The following is an 18,808-nucleotide window of genomic DNA, read 5'->3' as shown; positions in this document are numbered from 1 at the left end:
CTCGCCTTCCCGTCCGATCCATGAGCAGCACTGCCGCCGTCGCCACGCCCTGTGAAACGCTGCGCGCCGCCTACAAGGCGGCGAAGGCGGCGCTCATCGATCGCTTTCAGGCAGCATCGAACGTCGAGCCGCTGATGCACGCGCTCGCGCACGCCACCGACGACGCCCTCAAGGGCGCCTGGGCCGCCTGCGACATGCCCGAGCGGGCCACGCTCGTTGCCGTCGGCGGCTTCGGACGCGGCGAGCTTGCGCCCTATTCCGACGTCGACATTCTGGTGCTTCTGCCCGATGCCTCGCCGCAACACGACGACGCGGAGCTCAACGGCCGCGTCGAGCGCTTCATCGGCATGGCGTGGGATCTCGGGCTCGATATCGGCAGCAGCGTGCGCTCGGTCGAACAGTGCATCGCGGAAGCGGGCAACGACATCACCGTGCAGACCTCGCTGCTCGAAGCGCGACGCGTCTGCGGCGATACGCAACTGTTCCAGCGCTTCGGCGCGCGTTATCGCGAGACGCTCGATCCGCGCGCGTTCTTCCAGGCGAAAGTGCTGGAAATGCGGCAGCGGCACGCGAAGTTTCAGGACACGCCGTACAGCCTCGAACCCAACATCAAGGAAAGCCCCGGCGGGCTGCGCGATCTGCAACTGATCCTGTGGATCGCGCGCGGGGCGGGCTTCGGCAGCAACTGGCGCGAACTGGACACGTGCGGGCTGATCACCGATCGCGAAGCGCGCGAACTGCGCCGCAACGAGGGTTTTCTGAAAGCGCTGCGCGCGCGGCTGCACGTGATCGCGAAGCGTCGCCAGGACATTCTCGTCTTCGATTTGCAGACGCCGCTCGCCGAAAGCTTCGGTTTCGAGGCCACGACGGCCAAGCGCGCGAGCGAGCAGCTCATGCGCCGTTACTATTGGGCGGCGAAGGCGGTCACGCAGCTCGCGACCATCCTGATCCAGAATGTCGAAGCGCAGCTTTTCCCGTCGACGAGCGGCATCACGCGCGTGATTTCCGGGCGTTTCGTCGAGAAACAAGGCATGCTCGAAATCGCCCGCGACGACGTGTTCGAGCGTGAGCCCCACGCCATTCTCGAATCGTTCCTGCTTTACGAGCAGACGCGCGGCGTGAAGGGTTTTTCGGCGCGCACCCTCCGCGCGATATACAACGCGCGCGATCTGATGGACCGTGACTGGCGGCGCGACCCGGAGAACCGGCGCTTGTTCATGGAAATCCTGAAGCAGCCCGAAGGCATCACGCACGCGCTGCGGCTCATGAACCAGACGAGCGTGCTCGGCCGCTATCTGCTGAACTTCCGGCGCATCGTCGGCCAGATGCAGCACGACCTCTATCACGTCTACACCGTCGATCAGCACATCCTCATGGTGCTGCGCAACCTGCGGCGCTTCGCGATCGCGGAACATGCGCACGAATACCCGTTCTGCAGCCAGTTGATGGGCAACTTCGAGCGCCCGTGGGTGCTGTACGTCGCGGCGCTGTTTCACGACATCGCCAAGGGGCGCGGCGGCGATCATTCGACGCTCGGCATGGTCGACGCCCGGCGCTTCTGCCGCGAGCACGATATCGGGCCGGAAGACAGTGAGCTCGTCGTCTGGCTCGTGCAGCAGCATCTGACCATGAGCCACGTCGCGCAGAAACAGGATACGAGCGATCCCGAAGTCATCAAGCAGTTCGCGTCGGTGGTGAAGACCGAGCGGCGGCTCACGGCGCTCTATCTCCTGACCGTCGCGGACATTCGCGGCACGAGCCCGAAGGTCTGGAACAACTGGAAAGGCAAGCTGCTGGAAGACCTGTTCCGCGCGACGCTGGCCGTGCTCGGCGGCGCGCAGCCCGACGCGCATTCGGAACTCAAGTCGCGTCAGGAAGCGGCGCTCGCGCTGCTGCGCCTCGAAACCGTGCCGGAACATGCACAGAAGCGTCTCTGGGATCAGCTCGACGTCGGCTATTTTCTGCGGCACGATCCCGCCGATATTGCGTGGCAGACGCGCGTGCTTTACCGGCATGTCGAGAGCGACGAGCCGATCGTACGCGCGCGGCCCTCGCCTATCGGCGCGGCGCTGCAAGTGCTCGTCTACGTGAAGGACCGTCCGGATCTCTTTGCGGGCATCTGCGCGTACTTCGACAAAAACGGCCTGTCCGTGCTCGATGCGCGCGTGACGACGACGCGCCACGGCTATGCGCTCGACAACTTCCTCGTTTCCCATCCGGATCACGACGGCAGTTATCGCGACATCGCCAATCTCGTCGAACAGCAACTGGCCGCGCTGCTGGCCGACGAGCGCATCTTGCCGGAGCCGTCGAAGGGTCGCGTCTCGCGGCTCGTGCGCACGTTTCCGATCACGCCGCGCGTCGATCTTCGTCCCGACGATCGCGGCCAGTATTACATCCTGTCCGTGTCGGCCAATGACCGGCAGGGCCTTCTTTATTCGATCGCGCGCGTTCTGGCGCAACACCGGATCGGCGTGCAGGCCGCGCGGATCAACACGCTCGGCGAACGCGTCGAGGACGTGTTTCTGATCGACGGCAAAAGCCTGTCGAACAACCGCACCCAGATCCAGGTGGAAACCGAGTTGCTGCGCGCGATCGCAGCCTGAGACTTTATGCGCGTCAAACTGACAGCCAAACATCCGCGTCCCACATCGGCGACGCGTTCGCCGGTTCGATCCGGCACCACCACCGGGCGCAAGCCTGCGCGTCCGGCGGCGCCGGAGGAAGCGCGTCCGAAGCGCGCCGGGCAGCCGGGCGCTGAAAGGCGTGGCGATGCGCCGCGCGAGCCGCGCGCGTTCAAATCGCGGGGCGATGACTCGCGTCCCGCGTCCGGTCCGCGCAAGGGCGCGGAAGGACGCGCGCCGGGTGGCGATGAGCGTCGCGCGTTTAAGCCGCGTGGCGATGATTCGCGTCCTTCTTTCGGCGAGCGCGGTCCGCGTAAGTCGTTCGAAGACCGTCCGGCTCGCGGCGAACGCGCATCGGGTGGCGATGAGCGGCGCGCGTTCAAACCGCGTGGCGATGATTCGCGTCCTGCTTTCGGCGAGCGCGGTCCGCGTAAGTCGTTCGAAGACCGTTCGGCTCGCGGCGAACGCGCATCGGGTGGTGATGAGCGGCGCGCGTTCAAACCGCGCGGCGATGATTCGCGTCCTTCTTTCGGCGAGCGCGGTCCGCGTAAGTCGTTCGAAGACCGTCCGGCACGCGGCGAACGCGCATCGGGCGGCGATGAGCGCCGCTCGTTCAAACCGCGTGGCGATGATTCGCGTCCTTCTTTCGGCGAGCGCGGTCCGCGTAAGTCGTTCGAAGACCGTCCGGCTCGCGGCGAACGCGCATCGGGCAGCGACGAACGCCGCTCGTTCAAGCCGCGCGGCGATGATTCGCGTCCTTCTTTCGGGGAGCGTGGACCGCGTAAGTCGTTCGAAGATCGTCCGGCTCGTGGCGAACGCGCATCGGGTGGCGATGAGCGCCGCTCGTTCAAACCGCGTGGCGACGATTCGCGTTCATCTTTCGGCGAGCGCGGTCCGCGTAAGTCGTTCGAAGATCGTCCGGCTCGCGGCGAACGCGCATCGGGCGGCGATGAGCGCCGCTCGTTCAAACCGCGTGGCGACGATTCGCGTCCGTCTTTCGGCGAGCGTGGACCGCGTAAGTCGTTCGGCGAACGCGCATCGGACAGCGACGAACGCCGCACGTTCAAACCGCGCCGCGACGATTCCGAGCGCCCGTTCGCCAAGCGCGACGAAGCGCGCAAGCCCGCGGCGAAACCCGCCGCGCCCGTCGCCGAATCCGAGCCGAAGCATCGCGACCATCACGACGGCCTCGTGCGTCTTTCGAAAGTGATGTCCGAGCTCGGCCTCTGCTCGCGCCGCGAAGCCGACGAATGGATCGAGAAAGGCTGGGTGCTGGTCGACGGCGTCGTCATCGACACGCTCGGCACGCGCATTCGTCCGACGCAGAACATCGAAATCCTGCCCGCGGCGCACTCCGCGCAGTCGCAACTCGTCACGATCCTGCTGCACAAGCCGGTCGGCTATGTGTCGGGTCAGGCGGAAGACGGCTACGAGCCCGCCGTCACGCTGGTCAACGCGGCCAATCACTGGGATGAGGACCGCTCGGGCATCCGCTTCACGCCGGGCCATCTGCGCACGCTCGCGCCGGCGGGCCGGCTCGATATCGATTCGACGGGCCTGCTCGTGCTCACGCAGGACGGCCGCATCGCAAAGCAGTTGATCGGCGGCCATTCGGAAGTCGACAAGGAGTATCTCGTGCGCGTGCGCTTGGGCGAGCATACGGCCGACGTCGATCGGCACTTGCCCGCCGACAAGCTCGCGCTCCTGCGTCACGGTCTCGAACTCGACGGCGTGCCGCTCAAGACCGCGCAAGTCAGCTGGCAGAACGGCGAACAGCTTCGTTTCGTGCTGCGCGAAGGCAAGAAGCGGCAGATCCGCCGTATGTGCGAACTGGTCGGTCTGGAAGTCGTCGGCCTGAAACGCATCCGCATGGGCCGGGTGACGCTCGGCGCGCTGCCGCCAGGACAGTGGCGCTATCTCGCGCCGAACGAAACCTTCTGAGCAAGTCGCAGCATCGCGCGCGCCCCGGTCGAGGCGCGCGCGACGCGCGTGTTGCGTCGCAAAAAAACGACGTTTCAGCAAACAATTTGGCACGATGCAGTCCCGATCGTGCCTTTTCGTTTTTGGCCGCTTTTTGGCTAAAGAAAATGAGTCATCGATCCGTTACACCTGTCAGGCAGATGGGCGCTGCGCGCGGCCTGCCAACGGGGTGGGCGGCGGGATCAGCAGCATCGAACGGCATTGAGGGAGAAGCGTCATGTCAGTTGAAATCATCGTTCGGGAAACAGGGACCGGTCTGGAGATCGTGAGCGGCCGACGACGGCTCGAAGCCCTGCTCGCCCTGCGCGACGAAGTCGTCGTGATGAGCCCCGGCGTCGGCGAAATGGTCATCGCCCGCCTGCCCGACGGACGCTTGCAGGCATCCGCCAATCCGGAGCATGTCGAATTGTTCCGCCAGCCCGATATCAGCGGCAGCCCGAAAACACTGGCGTAAAGAAAAGGCCGCCCTTGCGGAGCGGCCCTGTTCGTTCGCGGATCGAAGCCTTTACTCGTCGCGCACGGGATCGAGTCCCGGGAAAAGTACTTCGGTGAAGCCGAACTTCGAAAAATCGGTGATGCGCATCGGATAAAGCTTGCCGATCAGATGGTCACACTCGTGCTGCACGACGCGCGCATGAAAGCCCTCGGCGAGGCGCTCGATCGCATTGCCGTACTGATCGAAACCCTGATACCGGATCATCGAAAAGCGCTGCACCGCGCCGCGCAGGCCCGGCACGGACAGGCATCCTTCCCAGCCCTCCTCCATGTCGTGCCCGTTGGGCATGATGATCGGATTGATGAGCACCGTCTCCGGCACCGACGGCGCGTCGGGATAGCGCTCGTTGTGACCGAAGCCGAAGATGACCACCTGCAGATCGACGCCGATCTGCGGCGCGGCGAGCCCCGCGCCGTTGGCGTCGCGCATCGTGTCGAACATATCCTGCACGAGCGCGTGCAGTTCCGGCGTATCGAAATGCTCGACCGGCTGCGCAATGCGCAACAGGCGCGGATCGCCCATTTTCAGGATTTCGCGAATCATGGAGTGACTCCTTCCAAAAGCTTCTTCATGCCGTCTTCGTCGAGAACCGGAACACCGAGTTCCTCCGCCTTCGCGAGCTTGCTGCCCGCTTCCGCGCCCGCCACGACGTAGTCGGTCTTCTTCGATACCGATCCGGCCACCTTCGCTCCGGCCGTCTCCAGCATTTCCTTCGCTTCCTCGCGCGAGAGCGTGGGCAGCGTGCCCGTCAGCACGACGGTCTTGCCCGCGAGCACGCCCTGCGGCGCTTTCGGCGCGGGCGGGCCTTCCGGCCACGACACCTTCGCACGCAACTGCTCGATCACATGCTGGTTGTGCGCTTCGCTGAAGAAGTTGTATATGGCTTCGGCCACGATCGGGCCGACATCGTTCACTTCCAGCAGTTCTTCCACCGACGCCGACATGATCGGATCGAGCGAGCCGAAGTGCTTCGCAAGATCCTTCGCCGTCGATTCGCCCACATGCCGGATGCCGAGCGCGTAAATGAAGCGCGCGAGCGTCGTCTTGCTGGCTTTTTCGAGCGAGTCGATCAGGTTTTGCGCGGATTTGTCCGCGAAGCGATCGAGCGCCGCGAGCGTCGAAAAGCCGAGATGGAAGAGATCGGCCGGCGTGCGCACGAGGTTTTGCTCGACCAGTTGATCGATGATTTTCTCGCCGAGCCCGTCGATATCGAGCGCGCGGCGCTGCGCGAAGTGCCAGAGCGCCTGCTTGCGCTGCGCCGGACAAAAGAGCCCGCCCGTGCAGCGCGCGATGGCTTCGTCCGGCAGGCGCTCGATCTTCGAGCCGCAAACCGGACACTCCGTCGGCATCACGAATTCGCGGGCGTCGGCCGGACGCCGCTCGAGAATCGCGCCGACGACTTCGGGAATCACGTCGCCCGCGCGCCGCACCGTGACCGTATCGCCGATGCGGATGTCCTTGCGGCGCACTTCGTCTTCGTTGTGCAGCGTGGCGTTGGTGACGGTCGCGCCGCCGACGAACACCGGCGCAAGCCGCGCCACCGGCGTGATCGCGCCCGTGCGGCCGACCTGCACGTCGATGGCCAGCAGTTCGGTCAGCGCTTCCTGCGCCGGGAATTTGTGCGCGAGCGCAAAGCGCGGCGCGCGCGAGACGAAGCCGAGCTTGTCTTGCTCGTCGCGGCGATCGACTTTATAGACGACGCCGTCGATGTCGTACGGCAGCTTCTCGCGCTTCTCGCCGACTTTACGGAAGAAGCCGAGCAAGCCGTCCGCCCCTTCGACCACCGACCGCTCCGCATTCACGGGCAAGCCCATCTCCTTGTACCAGTCGAGGAGCGCCGCATGCGTGGCGGGCATGTCCGCGCCTTCCAGCACGCCGATGCCGTAAGCGAAGAACGAGAGCGAACGCTGCGCCGTCATTTTCGGATCGAGCTGGCGCAAGCCGCCCGCCGCCGCGTTACGAGGGTTCGCGAACTCGCGCAGGCCCGCGTCGCGCTGGCGCTGGTTGAGGCGCTCGAAGTCGCGCTTGAACATCAGCACTTCGCCGCGCACGTCGAGCCGCTTCGGCACGTTCTTGCCCTTCAACGTCAGCGGAATCGAGCGGATGGTGCGCACGTTCGCCGTGACGTCCTCGCCGGTCGCGCCGTCGCCGCGCGTGGCCGCCTGCACGAAGCGGCCGTCCTCGTATCGCAGGGAAATTGCGAGGCCGTCGAATTTGAGCTCGCAGGCGTATTCGACGCCCGCATGGCCCAGCGCATCGGACACGCGCTTGTCGAACGCGGCGATGTCTTCGTCCGCGAAACCGTTGTTGAGCGAGAGCATCGGCACGTCGTGAACGACCGGCGTAAAACCCTCGGCCACTTCGCCGCCCACGCGCTGCGTCGGCGAATCCGGCGTGATCAGATCCGGATGATTGGCCTCGATGCCCTGAAGCTCCTTGAAGAGCGTGTCGTATTCGGCGTCCGGCAGGTCCGGCTGGTCGAGCACGTAGTACGCGTAGTTCGCGCGCTCCAGTTCCGCGCGCAGCCATGCCGCGCGCTCGGCCGGACGATCGGCGCTGGGCACGGCAGCGCCCGACTGTCGGACGGCGGCGGATTCGGCTTTTGTTTTTGCGGACATGCGGCTTCGATTCGAATGGGTGAGTTAAATCGGACAACCGGTCGTTCGATTGTCTCAGAAGATCGGTAAATCGTGGCATCGGCCGAACGGCCTAAGTTCGACCTGAAGGCGACCTCGACACGGCGGCTCGCACGCAAAAGAAAGCGCCCCGGTGCGGGGCGCGATTTTCGCGACGGCAAACACGCGCAGCCAGCCGCGCGCGCGACGGCGGTTACTGACTGAAAAGACGCCGCGTGGCGGGCGAGCCGGCCGGAATGCCCGCCTGCTCCAGCTTCGCATAAAGCGTCATCAACTGCTTTTCGATGGCGAGCAGCGCCGATTCGGGCAGCGGCCGGCGCTGATCGTCGACGACGCGCGCGCCGATGCGCTCCGACAGCGATTTCGCGTAATCGCACATCAGCCGGAACGGCAGGATGTCTTCGTCCGCGACGGGCACGTCGAGCACGAGCGTGATCATCTGGCCGCCCTTGTAGGTGAGGTCGTCGCGCAGGAAGTTGGTGTCGCCGAACTGAAGCATGAAAACGGGGTTCTGCTTCGCGTCGAGCTTCACGAAGCGCGTGCCGTCGCGCGAAAGCAGCAGGCCGTCTTGCGAGGCCACCGCCTGCACGTAGTTCGCGGACCACGGCGCGCCGTCGGAGAGGATGTTGATCGACAGTTGCGCATCGCACTGCGCGGCGAACGCGTCGAGCTCACGCGCCATGCCAACGGTTTCCATCATGTCGGGGAATTCGGGCGCGCCGTCGATGGCGTCGGCGAGACGCTGCACGCCAGTCACGAATTCGGAGAATTCGAGCTCGTTCAGCGGGCCGCTGCGGTTCGCCAGTTGCGCGGCGGCGCGCAACTCTTCATAGCGCGCGCCGTTGCGCGGCAACTCCCACGCACTATCGCCTTCCGTCTTGCCTTCGATCGTGACGGGCTTCGTGCCCGCGCGGCGCAGACGCTGCGCGAGTGGAATCACGCGATCGCCCGCGACCGGCGCGGCGAGACGAATCGGCACGACGCAGTCGATGCGCCGGTCGACGATCGCCGGCGGCGCGGACGAAATGGTCGTCGCGGCGGGCATCACCGGCTCGGCGCGTTCTTCCTCGTTGCCGCGTTCATCGCTGTCGCCGCTTCCGGATATGCCGTTGGCCGACGTCGCCTCGGCCTGAAGATCGACGGCGGTATCGGCCGGTGCGACCGGCGGAGTCTCCGCCAGCGAATCCGCCGACGCGCTCGCGCCGCCGAAGCTCGGCTCGACGCGCGGCTCGGCGTTGCCGTCGCCCGCCACCGGCTCGCGCCGCGACTGGCGCACGGGCTCGATGAACGGCTGCTCGTCGTCGGTTTCCTGACGCGCGAGCGCATCGGCCGCTTCGTCGGGCATCGGGCGCGGCATCTTGCGACGCACCTTGGCCGACTGCCACGCGTTGTACACGACCACGCCGCCCACCACCACGGCTCCGGCTCCAATCAAACCGAGTGTCAACTCGTCCATGCAGGCTCCATCATTCTTTTTGGGTTACGAAGCGCCGCGCGATCTGCCGCGCGCATCGCGCCGTCTGGCCGATGCGCGCACTCCGCGCCGTGACGCACGTTGCCGGAACGTCGTCCGGTCCTCACTCGATTCCAATCCGGCGCAGTCCTTCAGCCGTTCTGCGCAAAACCCGCCGCGGCTTCCATATCCACCGCGACGATGCGGGACACGCCCTGCTCCTGCATCGTCACGCCGATCAGTTGCTGCGCCATTTCCATCGCAATCTTGTTGTGCGAAATGAACAGGAACTGCGTCTTCGCCGACATTGCGCGCACGAGATTCGCGAAACGCTCCGTGTTGGCGTCGTCGAGCGGCGCGTCCACCTCGTCGAGCAGACAGAACGGCGCCGGGTTCAACTGGAACATCGCGAACACGAGCGCCGTGGCGGTCAGCGCCTTCTCGCCGCCCGACAGCAGGTGAATCGTCGAATTCTTCTTGCCGGGCGGCTGCGCCATCACCTGCACGCCGGCGTCGAGGATTTCGTCGCCGGTCATGATGAGCTTCGCCTGCCCGCCGCCGAAAAGACGCGGGAACAGTTCGCCAAAGTGACGGTTCACTTCGTCGAACGTGCCTTGCAAGAGCGCGCGCGTTTCCTGGTCGATCTTCTGGATCGCGTCTTCCAGCGTGTTGATCGCGCCGTTCAGATCCGCCGATTGCGCGTCGAGGAAGTGCTTGCGCTCGGTCGCCGACGCGAGTTCTTCCAGCGCGGCCATGTTGACGGGGCCGAGCGCCGTGATCGCGTTGTTCAGGCGCGTGACTTCGCCCTGCAGATACGAGGGTTTCATGTCCGCCGTGAGCTTCTGCGCGAGCTCGGCTTCGTCGACGCCCGCCGCCTGCAACTGCTCGACGAACTGCTCGCCGCTGATGCGCGCGGCCTGCTCCTTCAACTGCAATTCGTTGATCTTGTCGCGCAACGGCTGCAGCGAGCGTTCCGCCAGCAGGCGCTGTTCGTCGCACTGACGCAAACGCGCGGTGAGATCGTCCAGTTCGACGCGCGCCGCATGCAGCGATTCCTCGCGCGCCGCGCGCACTTCGAGCGCATCATGCAAACCGGTTTGCGCGGTCTGCTCGTTGATCGTTTCGAGTTCGGCGCGCGCGTCTTCCAGCGTGCCCGCGATGCGCTCGCTCTGCTCTTGCGCCGTGTCGATATTGCGCCGGTATTCGTCGATCTTCGCGGACAGACCGCGCACGGCGAAACTGGCGTCGGTCGCGGCGCGCTCCAGTTCGCGCAGTTCGTGACGCGCGCTCGTCAGTGCCTCGTCGAGCGATTCGAAGGCGAGCTGGTTGTCCTCGAAGCGCGCCTGCAACTGCGCGATTTCGCCGTCGTGGCGCTCGAACGCGGCTTCCGATTCGGCCCGCAGCGCGCGCTGTTCGTCGACCTGCGCGGCGATTTCTTCCAGTTCCTCGCCGATCTGCGTGTTGCGCTGCGTATAGCGCTCGTGCGCCTGCGCGAGCTTCAGCACGTCCATCTGCAAGGCGTGCACGCGCTGCGTCGCGCGTTCGGCGGCGGCGCGCGCTTCGGCGAGCGCCTGCGTGCCTTGCGTGTGCGCGGCGTCGGCGCGAACGGCGTTGGCCTTCGCTTCGTCGGAAAGGAGCGCCTGTGCGCGCACCTGCTTCGTCAGGTTCTCGATTTCCTGCGCACGCGCCAGCATGCCCGACTGCTCGGAGTCCGACGCGTAAAGCTGCACGCCCACGCGCGTGACGATATGCCCCGCCTTCACGACGAACGCGGCGCCTTCCGGCAACTGATTGCGCGACGCGAGCGCCTGCGCGATGTCATCCGCGACGAAGGTCGTCGCGAGCCATTCGTTCAGGACGGCGCGCAGGCCCGGATCGTCGATGCGCACGAGCGAAAGCAGCGAGCGCAAGCCTTGCGGCGTCTCGACCGGCTTGCCCGCGGCGGGCGGCGAATAGAACGCGAGCTTGGCGGGCGGCGCATCGGTGGCGAAGGCCTTGACCCAATCCAGATTCGATACTTCCAGCGCGGCGAGACGCTCGCGCAGCACGGATTCGAGCGCCGCTTCCCAGCCGGTCTCGACGTGCAGCTTCTTCCACAGACGCGGCAGCGCGCCGAGCTCGTGCTTGTCGAGCCACGGCTGGATCTTGCCTTCGGTCTGCACGCTTTCCTGCAACGCCTTGAGTGCGGCAAGACGCGCTTCCAGCTGATGGATGTGCGCGCTTTCCTTCTGCACGCGTTCTTGCGCTTCGCGGCGTTCGGCGTCGAGACGCGGCGCGGTTTCCTGCGCATCGGCAAGACGCGCCTGCGCTTCGGCGAGCACTTCTTCGTGCTCCGCGAGCTGCATGCGCAATTCTTCGAGCTGCGCTTCGTCGGGTGCATCGAGCCCGCTCGCTTCGTTCTTCAGACGTTCCTGACGCTGCTGCAATTGCTGAAGCTGCTGATCCGCGTTGCGCTGATGCGCCGCTTCCAGCTTGAGCGCCTGTTCCGCGCGCGCGATGCCCGCGCGTTCTTCGTTCAGTTGCGCCTGCGCGTCGCGCCAGCGGGCTTCGAGCGCGGGCAGCGCGTCGTGCTTCGCGGCGGCATTTTCCTGAGCGATCGCGGCTTTCTCTTCGCCTTCGGCGAGCGCTTCGGTGGCGGTATCGATTTCGTCGTGCGCTTTTTGCGCCTGCGCCTGCCATTGCTCGCGCTGCGCGGTGAGCGCGGCGATCTGCGCCTGCACGCGATTGCGCGATTCGACGATAAAGCGGATCTCCGCTTCAAGCCGGCTCACTTCGGCATTGGCTTCGTAGAGCGAGCCTTGCGCGCCCTGCATCGCGTCGCTTGCGCTGTAATGCGCGACGCGCAGCGTTTCCAGTTGCGCTTCGACTTCGCGCAGGCGCGCGGTCTGCGCTTCGAGCTCGACCTGCGCCTCGCGGATCGCGCGCTGCTGGCGCTCGGCCTCGCTGCCCGCTTCCTTCTTGCGCAAGAGCCACAGCAGGCGCTGCTTCTCTTCGCCTTCGGCCTGCAACTCCTTGTACTTCGTCGCGACCACCGCCTGCGCTTCGAGCTTCTCGAGATTCGTCGACAGCTCGCGGATGATGTCTTCGACGCGCGTCAGATTCTCGCGCGTGTCGTGCAGACGATTCTCGGTTTCGCGGCGGCGCTCCTTGTACTTCGACACGCCCGCGGCTTCTTCGAGAAACACGCGCAGTTCTTCGGGCTTCGCCTCGATGATGCGCGAGATCATGCCCTGCCCGATGATCGCGTAGGCGCGCGGGCCGAGACCGGTGCCGAGGAAGATGTCCTGAATGTCGCGGCGGCGCGCGGGCAGATTGTTGATGTAGTAGCTGGAGGTGCCGTCGCGCGTGAGCACGCGCTTCACGGCGATTTCGCCGTAGGCGCTCCACTGGCCGGCGGCGCGGCCGTCGGCGTTATCGAAAATGAGTTCGACGCTCGCCCGGCTGCCGGGTTTGCGCGCCGTCGAGCCGTTGAAGATCACGTCCTGCATCGATTCGCCGCGCAACTCGGAAGCGCGCGATTCGCCGAGCACCCAGCGCACGGCATCGATGATGTTGGACTTGCCACATCCATTCGGCCCGACTACGCCGACCAGTTGGCCGGGGACCTGAAAATGCGTGGGATCGACGAAGGACTTGAAGCCAGCGAGTTTTATCGAGGTCAGACGCACGGCGATATCGCTGTTTTAATGAGTGACGGAGGATGAATAGCAGACAGGCCGCAGCGCGGCCCGTCGAACACCGGACGAGCGGCAGTGAGTGCCAGGAAACTGGCCCGCTGGCCCGGCGAAGCGGACACCATCATACCATCGCGCGAGTCGATTTCTTTTTGCTTTCCGGCGCGTCTTCGGCGATGCCGGGCGCGTCAGTCGCGCCAGGCGGGCGCGGCGCGCGCGGCCGGTGCACCCACGCAGAAAGCACGCACGCGACGACGATGCACCCGCCGCCCGCCCATTCGCGCGGACCGGGCACTTCGCCCGCGAACAGCCACGCCGACAGCGCCGTCACGACGAGCTCGAACAGCATGATGATCGACGCGCGATTGGCCGGCACGCGCGCGAGCCCGACCTGCACGATCATGTTGTTGACCGCGAGCACGACGCCCAGCCCGATCACGATGAACGTCACGGTGGGCAAGAGCGCGGCCGTGGGCGGCGCGGGCATCGGCTCGAACAGCGTGACGACGCAGGCGACCAGCGCCGCGCCGCCGAAGATCACGGCGGTGCGCATCTCGGCCTTCATCGCGGGCAAGGTGCGCGTGACCTTGACGACGAGCACGTTGCTCATCGCGAAGCCCATGCCGCCCATGAGACCGGCCCATTCCGCAAGATCGGCGGGCAGCGGCATGCCGAGTTCGGGCGACCAGAGCATGGTCACCGCGCCGGCGAGCGAGAGCAGCGACAGCGCGGCGTCGGCGCGGGTCAGGCGTTCCTTCAGGATGAAGTGCGCGAAGATCGCTGTCCAGGCGGGCGTCAGATAGAACAGCAGCAGCACGCGCATCACCTGGCCGTGAATCGCGCCCCACACGAAACCGATGTTCGTCACGCCTGCGGCCACGCCGAGCCCGACGAGCAGCCAGTGCCACGACAGCGTGCTGATCGAGCGGCGTTTCGCGAGCAGCACGAAGATGCACGCCGCCCCGCTCGTCGTCGCGCTGGCGGCGGTGCCGGAAAGGCCCATCGCCGCGAGCATGCGCATCGGATACCAGACGAGGCCCCACACCGACGCGCCCAGCATGATCGCGAGCGTCGGCCATAGCGACGATGCATTGCGCACGCCGCCCGTCATTGCACTGCACCCTTCTTCATCTGCACTTTCGTCCTTCGTGGCGCGCGCCGCCAGCCGCTTCGGGCGCGGCGCCGCGCGCTATAATCGCGAGTTCGTTTCGCGTCCGTTCGATGTCTTCCGATGGCGATTGCGCAGGCGTTTCATGCATTTTCCGCGCCGCGCATGCATCGCTCACTGCTTACCGGTCACGCCGTGAATCCACTTCTCAAGAAACTTCAGCCTTATCCGTTCGAAAAGCTCCGGCTGCTCTTCAAGGGCATCGAGCCGCGCGCCGGATTCACGCCGATCAGCTTCGGCATCGGCGAGCCGAAGCATCCGACGCCCGCGCTGATCCGCGATGCCGTGGTGAACGCGCTCGACGGCCTCGCCTCCTATCCGGCCACGCTCGGCAGCGAGCCGTTGCGCACCGCAATCGCGGCGTGGGTGAAAACGCGCTACGGCCTCGCTTCGATCGATGCGGCCACCGAAGTGCTGCCCGTGTCCGGTTCGCGCGAAGCGCTGTTCGCGCTGGCGCAGACTGTCATCGACAGCCGAGCGACGAACGCCGCCGAACCGCCCATCGTACTCTGTCCGAACCCGTTCTATCAAATCTACGAGGGGGCGGCGCTGCTCGCGGGCGCCGAGCCGTATTTCGTCAACAGCGACCCGGCGCGCAACTTCGCCTGCGATTACGCCCAGGTGCCGGCGCACGTCTGGGCGCGCACGCAGCTGCTCTACGTGTGCTCGCCGGGCAATCCCACGGGCGCGGTGCTCACGCTCGACAACTGGCGCGAGCTGTTCGCGCTGTCGGACGAACACGGCTTCGTGATTGCTTCGGACGAATGTTATTCGGAGATTTATTTCGACGAAGGCAAGCCGCCGCTCGGCGGTCTCGAAGCGGCGCGGCTGCTCGGGCGCGGCTTCGAGCGTCTCGTGATGCTCTCGAGCCTGTCGAAGCGCTCGAACGTGCCGGGCATGCGCTCAGGGTTCGTCGCCGGCGACGCGGCCATCCTGAAGGATTTCCTGCTCTATCGCACCTATCACGGCGCGGCGCTCTCCACGGTTTTTCAGCGCGCGAGCGTCGTCGCCTGGCAGGATGAAACGCACGTGCGCGACAACCGCGCCAAGTACGTGCAAAAGTTCGAAACGGTCACGCCGATGCTCGCCGAGGTGCTCGACGTGCGCTTGCCCGACGCCGCGTTCTATCTGTGGGCGAACGTCTCGCGCACCGGCCTGACCGATACCGAGTTCGCGGCGCGACTGTACGCCGACTATAATGTGACGGTTCTGCCGGGCTCTTTTCTCGCGCGTCACGCGCACGGCACCAACCCGGGCGAAGGCTTCGTGCGCATCGCGCTCGTGGCCGAAACCGCGGAATGTGTCGAAGGGGCCCGCCGCATCGTCGAATTCTGCCGCACGCTGACATCCTGACCCGCGTTGCCGGTCCAAAACTACCCATCCTTGATACCACTATGTCGCAACAACTTCAGAGCATCATCGATACCGCCTGGGAAAACCGCGCCGAGCTCTCGCCCAAGGCCGCGCCCGCCGAAGTCCGCGAAGCCGTCGCGCATGCGATCGAGCAGCTCGATAAAGGCCAGATGCGCGTCGCCGAGAAGCGCGACGGCGACTGGGTCGTGAACCAGTGGCTCAAGAAGGCCGTGCTGCTGTCGTTCCGCCTGGAAGACAACGCGCCGATGCCCGCTGGCGGCTACTCCCAGTTCTACGACAAGGTGCCCTCGAAGTTCGCGAACTACACCGCCGAAGACTTCGCGGCGGGCGGTTTTCGCGTCGTGCCGCCGGCCATCGCGCGCCGCGGCTCGTTCATCGCGAAGAACGTCGTGCTGATGCCGTCGTACACGAACATCGGCGCGTATGTCGATGAAGGCACGATGGTCGATACCTGGGCCACCGTCGGCTCGTGCGCGCAGATCGGCAAGAACGTGCATCTGTCGGGCGGCGTGGGCATCGGCGGCGTGCTGGAGCCGTTGCAGGCGAACCCGGTCATCATCGAGGACAACTGCTTCATCGGCGCGCGCTCGGAAGTGGTGGAAGGCGTGATCGTCGAAGAAAACTCCGTCATTTCGATGGGCGTCTATCTCGGCCAGTCCACCAAGATTTACGACCGCGAAACCGGCGAAGTGACCTACGGGCGCATTCCGGCGGGCTCGGTCGTCGTCGCGGGCAATCTGCCTTCGAAGGACGGCTCGCACAGCCTGTACTGCGCGGTGATCGTCAAGAAGGTCGATGCCAAGACGCGCGCGAAAGTCGGCCTGAACGAACTGCTGCGAGGCGACTGATTTGGCACGCGGATCCACCCCGACCACGGTCGTCTACGGCATTCCGAACTGCGACACCGTGAAGAAAGCGCGCGTGTGGCTGGAAGCGCACGGCGTGCCGTTCGAGTTTCACGACTTCAAGAAGGCCGGCGTGAACGAGAAGCTGGTTCAGGACTGGCTGAAGGACGTGCCGCTCGACCAGCTCATCAACAAGCGCGGCACGACGTGGCGCGGTTTGTCCGACGTGCACAAGGCCGAAGCCGACACGACCTCGGGCGCGATCGCGCTGATGATCCACAAGCCGTCGATCATCAAGCGGCCGGTCGTCGTGGTGAACGGGCGCGTGAAGACGCTCGGGTTTTCCGCCGAGCAGTACGAAACGCTTTTCGCCTGAGCCGACGCGATGACTGTGAACCCGACGGTCATCGCACATGAAAGACGAGTGCCGGCCCGCGCGCCGGCATTTTTTATCGCTGTGGAAAAAGAAACATGTCCGGCACACTCTCTCTCACCGAAGCGCTGATCGCACGCGCCTCCGTCACACCCGACGATCAGGCTTGCCAGGCGCTCATGATCGAGCGGCTCGCGACGATCGGCTTCGAATGCGAAACGATTGAATCGGGCGGCGTCACGAATCTCTGGGCCGTGAAGCGCGGCACGGACGCGCAAGGCAAACTGCTCGCCTTCGCCGGCCATACCGATGTGGTGCCAACCGGCCCGCTCGAACAGTGGAGCTCGCCGCCCTTCACGCCCACGCACCGCGACGGCAAGCTCTACGGGCGGGGCGCCGCGGACATGAAGGCGTCGCTCGCGGCGTTCGTCGTGTCGAGCGAGGAGTTCGTCGCGCGTCATCCGGCGCATCGCGGCTCGCTCGCGTTTCTCATCACGAGCGACGAAGAAGGCCCGGCCACCGACGGCACGATCAAGGTCGTCGAAGCGCTCAAGGCGCGCGGCACGCGGCTCGACTACTGCATCGTCGGCGAACCGACCTCGAACGCCACGCTCGGCGACATGGTGAAGAACGGCCGGCGCGGCTCGATGACCGGCAAGCTCGTCGTCAAGGGCGTGCAGGGGCATATCGCGTATCCGCATCTCGCGAAAAATCCCGTGCATCTGCTTGCGCCCGCGCTCGCGGAACTCGTCGCGGAAAAATGGGACGACGGCAACGAATACTTCCCGCCCACGACGTGGCAAGTCTCGAATCTGCATTCCGGCACCGGCGCGACCAACATCATTCCCGGCCACGCGGACCTGATGTTCAACTTCCGCTTCTCGACTGCGAGCACGGTCGAAAGCCTGCAAAGCCGCGTTCACGCGATCCTCGAGCGGCACCGCCTCGACTACGACCTGACGTGGATCGTGAGCGGCCTGCCGTTTCTCACGCCGCGCGGCGCGCTGTCCGATGCGCTCGATAAAGCCATCTTCGATGAAACCGGCGTGCGCACCGAACTGTCTACCACGGGCGGCACCTCCGATGGACGCTTCATCGCGCGGATCTGCGATCAGGTCGTGGAGTTCGGCCCACCGAACGGCACGATCCACAAGATCGACGAGCATGTCGAAGTGCGTTTCATCGAACCGCTGAAGAACGTCTACCGGCGCGTGCTGGAACACTTGCTCGCCTGAAATTTCAACACAATAAAAAGGAGCCTTCGATGGCGCTGCCCTTCACCACCGTGCGCGACCTGCTGCGCTTCGGCGTTTCGCGCTTCACCGAGGCGGGCCTCTCGTTCGGCCACGGCTCGACCAACGCCTACGACGAAGCCGCGTACCTGATCCTGCACACGCTGCATCTGCCGCTCGACACGCTCGAACCGTTTCTCGACGCGCGTCTGCTCGACACCGAAATCGACGCCGTCATGAAAGTGATCGAGCGCCGCGCGAAGGAGCGCATTCCCGCCGCGTACATCACGCAGGAAGCGTGGATGCACGGCCGCCGCTTCTATGTCGACGAGCGCGTAATCGTGCCGCGTTCGTTCATCGGCGAGTTGCTGCAGGACGGCTTGCAGCCCTATGTGGCCGATCCGGACCACGTCACGCGCGTGCTCGAACTGTGCACCGGTTCCGGCTGTCTCGCGATTCTCGCGGCGCAGGCCTTCGAGAACGCCGATGTCGATGCCGTCGATATTTCCGCCGATGCGCTCGCGGTCGCGCGCCGCAACGTCGACGATTACGGTCTCGACGACCGCGTGACGCTTTACGAAGGCGACCTGTACGCGCCGCTGCCGCAACAGCGCTACGAGGTCATCATCACGAACCCGCCTTACGTCAACGCGCCCGCAATGCAGGCGCTGCCGGAAGAGTACCGGCATGAGCCCGAACTCGCGCTCGCGGGCGGCGCGGACGGTATGGACGTGGTGCGGCGCATCGTGCGCGACGCGGGCAAGTGGCTGACGGAAGACGGCGTGCTCGTGGTCGAGATCGGCAACGAGCGGCCCAATGTCGAGGCGGCGCTGGGGGGTCTCGATCTCGTGTGGCTGTCGACGAGCGCGGGCGACGACAACGTCTTCCTCATCCAGGCCGCGGACCTGCCGGCCTGATTGCGCCCGCACGGGCACACGTTGCGGCGGCGCAAG

The 18,808-nt window shown here is 65.6% G+C and carries 13 protein-coding genes; 8 read left to right on the top strand and 5 right to left on the bottom strand.

Annotated features, from left to right (window positions below):
- Positions 1–20: 20 nt before the first annotated feature.
- The 3 genes from AWB70_RS05655 to AWB70_RS05645 all read left to right on the top strand — a co-directional run bounded on the left by AWB70_RS05655 (position 21) and on the right by AWB70_RS05645 (position 5,058).
- Positions 21–2,606 carry a [protein-PII] uridylyltransferase gene (locus AWB70_RS05655; RefSeq protein WP_053567985.1) on the top strand — a complete coding sequence of 862 codons (2,586 nt, stop codon included), beginning with the start codon at positions 21–23 and terminating at the stop codon, positions 2,604–2,606.
- Between the two features lie 6 nt (positions 2,607–2,612).
- A complete protein-coding gene (locus AWB70_RS05650) occupies positions 2,613–4,565 on the top strand; it encodes a pseudouridine synthase (RefSeq protein WP_053567984.1) in 1,953 nt (650 codons plus the stop codon).
- Between the two features lie 256 nt (positions 4,566–4,821).
- Entirely contained in the window at positions 4,822–5,058 is a 237-nt protein-coding gene (locus tag AWB70_RS05645; protein WP_041730314.1) for a hypothetical protein, read from the top strand.
- Between the two features lie 51 nt (positions 5,059–5,109).
- Here AWB70_RS05645 and def read toward each other — a convergent pair whose 3' ends face one another.
- The 5 genes from def to AWB70_RS05620 form a co-directional block, all read right to left on the bottom strand.
- Positions 5,110–5,643, bottom strand: coding sequence for a peptide deformylase (gene def / locus AWB70_RS05640; RefSeq protein ID WP_014191121.1), 534 nt, complete (start codon positions 5,641–5,643; stop codon positions 5,110–5,112).
- The gene (ligA, locus tag AWB70_RS05635; protein WP_053567982.1) at positions 5,640–7,718 is read right to left on the bottom strand and encodes an NAD-dependent DNA ligase LigA; all 2,079 of its coding nucleotides are present in this window, start codon (positions 7,716–7,718) and stop codon (positions 5,640–5,642) included. The genes def and ligA overlap by 4 nt, the downstream gene beginning before the upstream one ends.
- Positions 7,719–7,929: 211 nt before the next feature.
- Positions 7,930–9,192 (bottom strand): cell division protein ZipA C-terminal FtsZ-binding domain-containing protein, encoded by a 1,263-nt coding sequence (locus tag AWB70_RS05630; protein ID WP_053567981.1) that lies wholly within the window; start codon positions 9,190–9,192, stop codon positions 7,930–7,932.
- Between the two features lie 149 nt (positions 9,193–9,341).
- Positions 9,342–12,857 carry a chromosome segregation protein SMC gene (smc, locus tag AWB70_RS05625; protein ID WP_053567980.1) on the bottom strand — a complete coding sequence of 1,172 codons (3,516 nt, stop codon included), beginning with the start codon at positions 12,855–12,857 and terminating at the stop codon, positions 9,342–9,344.
- 130 nt (positions 12,858–12,987) lie between these two features.
- Positions 12,988–13,974, bottom strand: coding sequence for a DMT family transporter (locus AWB70_RS05620; RefSeq protein ID WP_053567979.1), 987 nt, complete (start codon positions 13,972–13,974; stop codon positions 12,988–12,990).
- Positions 13,975–14,166: 192 nt separating this feature from the next.
- Between AWB70_RS05620 and dapC the strand changes: the two genes are divergently transcribed.
- The 5 genes from dapC (at position 14,167) to prmB (ending at position 18,772) form a co-directional block, all read left to right on the top strand.
- Positions 14,167–15,384, top strand: coding sequence for a succinyldiaminopimelate transaminase (dapC, locus tag AWB70_RS05615; RefSeq protein ID WP_198066059.1), 1,218 nt, complete (start codon positions 14,167–14,169; stop codon positions 15,382–15,384).
- 41 nt (positions 15,385–15,425) lie between these two features.
- Entirely contained in the window at positions 15,426–16,253 is an 828-nt protein-coding gene (gene dapD / locus AWB70_RS05610; protein ID WP_014191115.1) for a 2,3,4,5-tetrahydropyridine-2,6-dicarboxylate N-succinyltransferase, read from the top strand.
- 1 nt (position 16,254) lies between these two features.
- The gene (locus AWB70_RS05605) at positions 16,255–16,626 is read left to right on the top strand and encodes an ArsC family reductase (protein ID WP_014191114.1); all 372 of its coding nucleotides are present in this window, start codon (positions 16,255–16,257) and stop codon (positions 16,624–16,626) included.
- Between the two features lie 95 nt (positions 16,627–16,721).
- A complete protein-coding gene (dapE, locus tag AWB70_RS05600) occupies positions 16,722–17,858 on the top strand; it encodes a succinyl-diaminopimelate desuccinylase (protein ID WP_053567978.1) in 1,137 nt (378 codons plus the stop codon).
- Between the two features lie 29 nt (positions 17,859–17,887).
- Complete coding sequence (gene prmB / locus AWB70_RS05595) at positions 17,888–18,772, top strand: 50S ribosomal protein L3 N(5)-glutamine methyltransferase (protein WP_053567977.1); 885 nt, start codon at positions 17,888–17,890, stop codon at positions 18,770–18,772.
- The last annotated feature ends 36 nt before the right edge of the window (positions 18,773–18,808 follow it).

Source organism: Caballeronia cordobensis (genome assembly GCF_001544575.2).
In the GTDB taxonomy this organism is placed as follows: Bacteria; Pseudomonadota; Gammaproteobacteria; order Burkholderiales; family Burkholderiaceae; genus Caballeronia; species Caballeronia cordobensis.
This window is presented reverse-complemented; position numbering and strand designations above follow the sequence as displayed.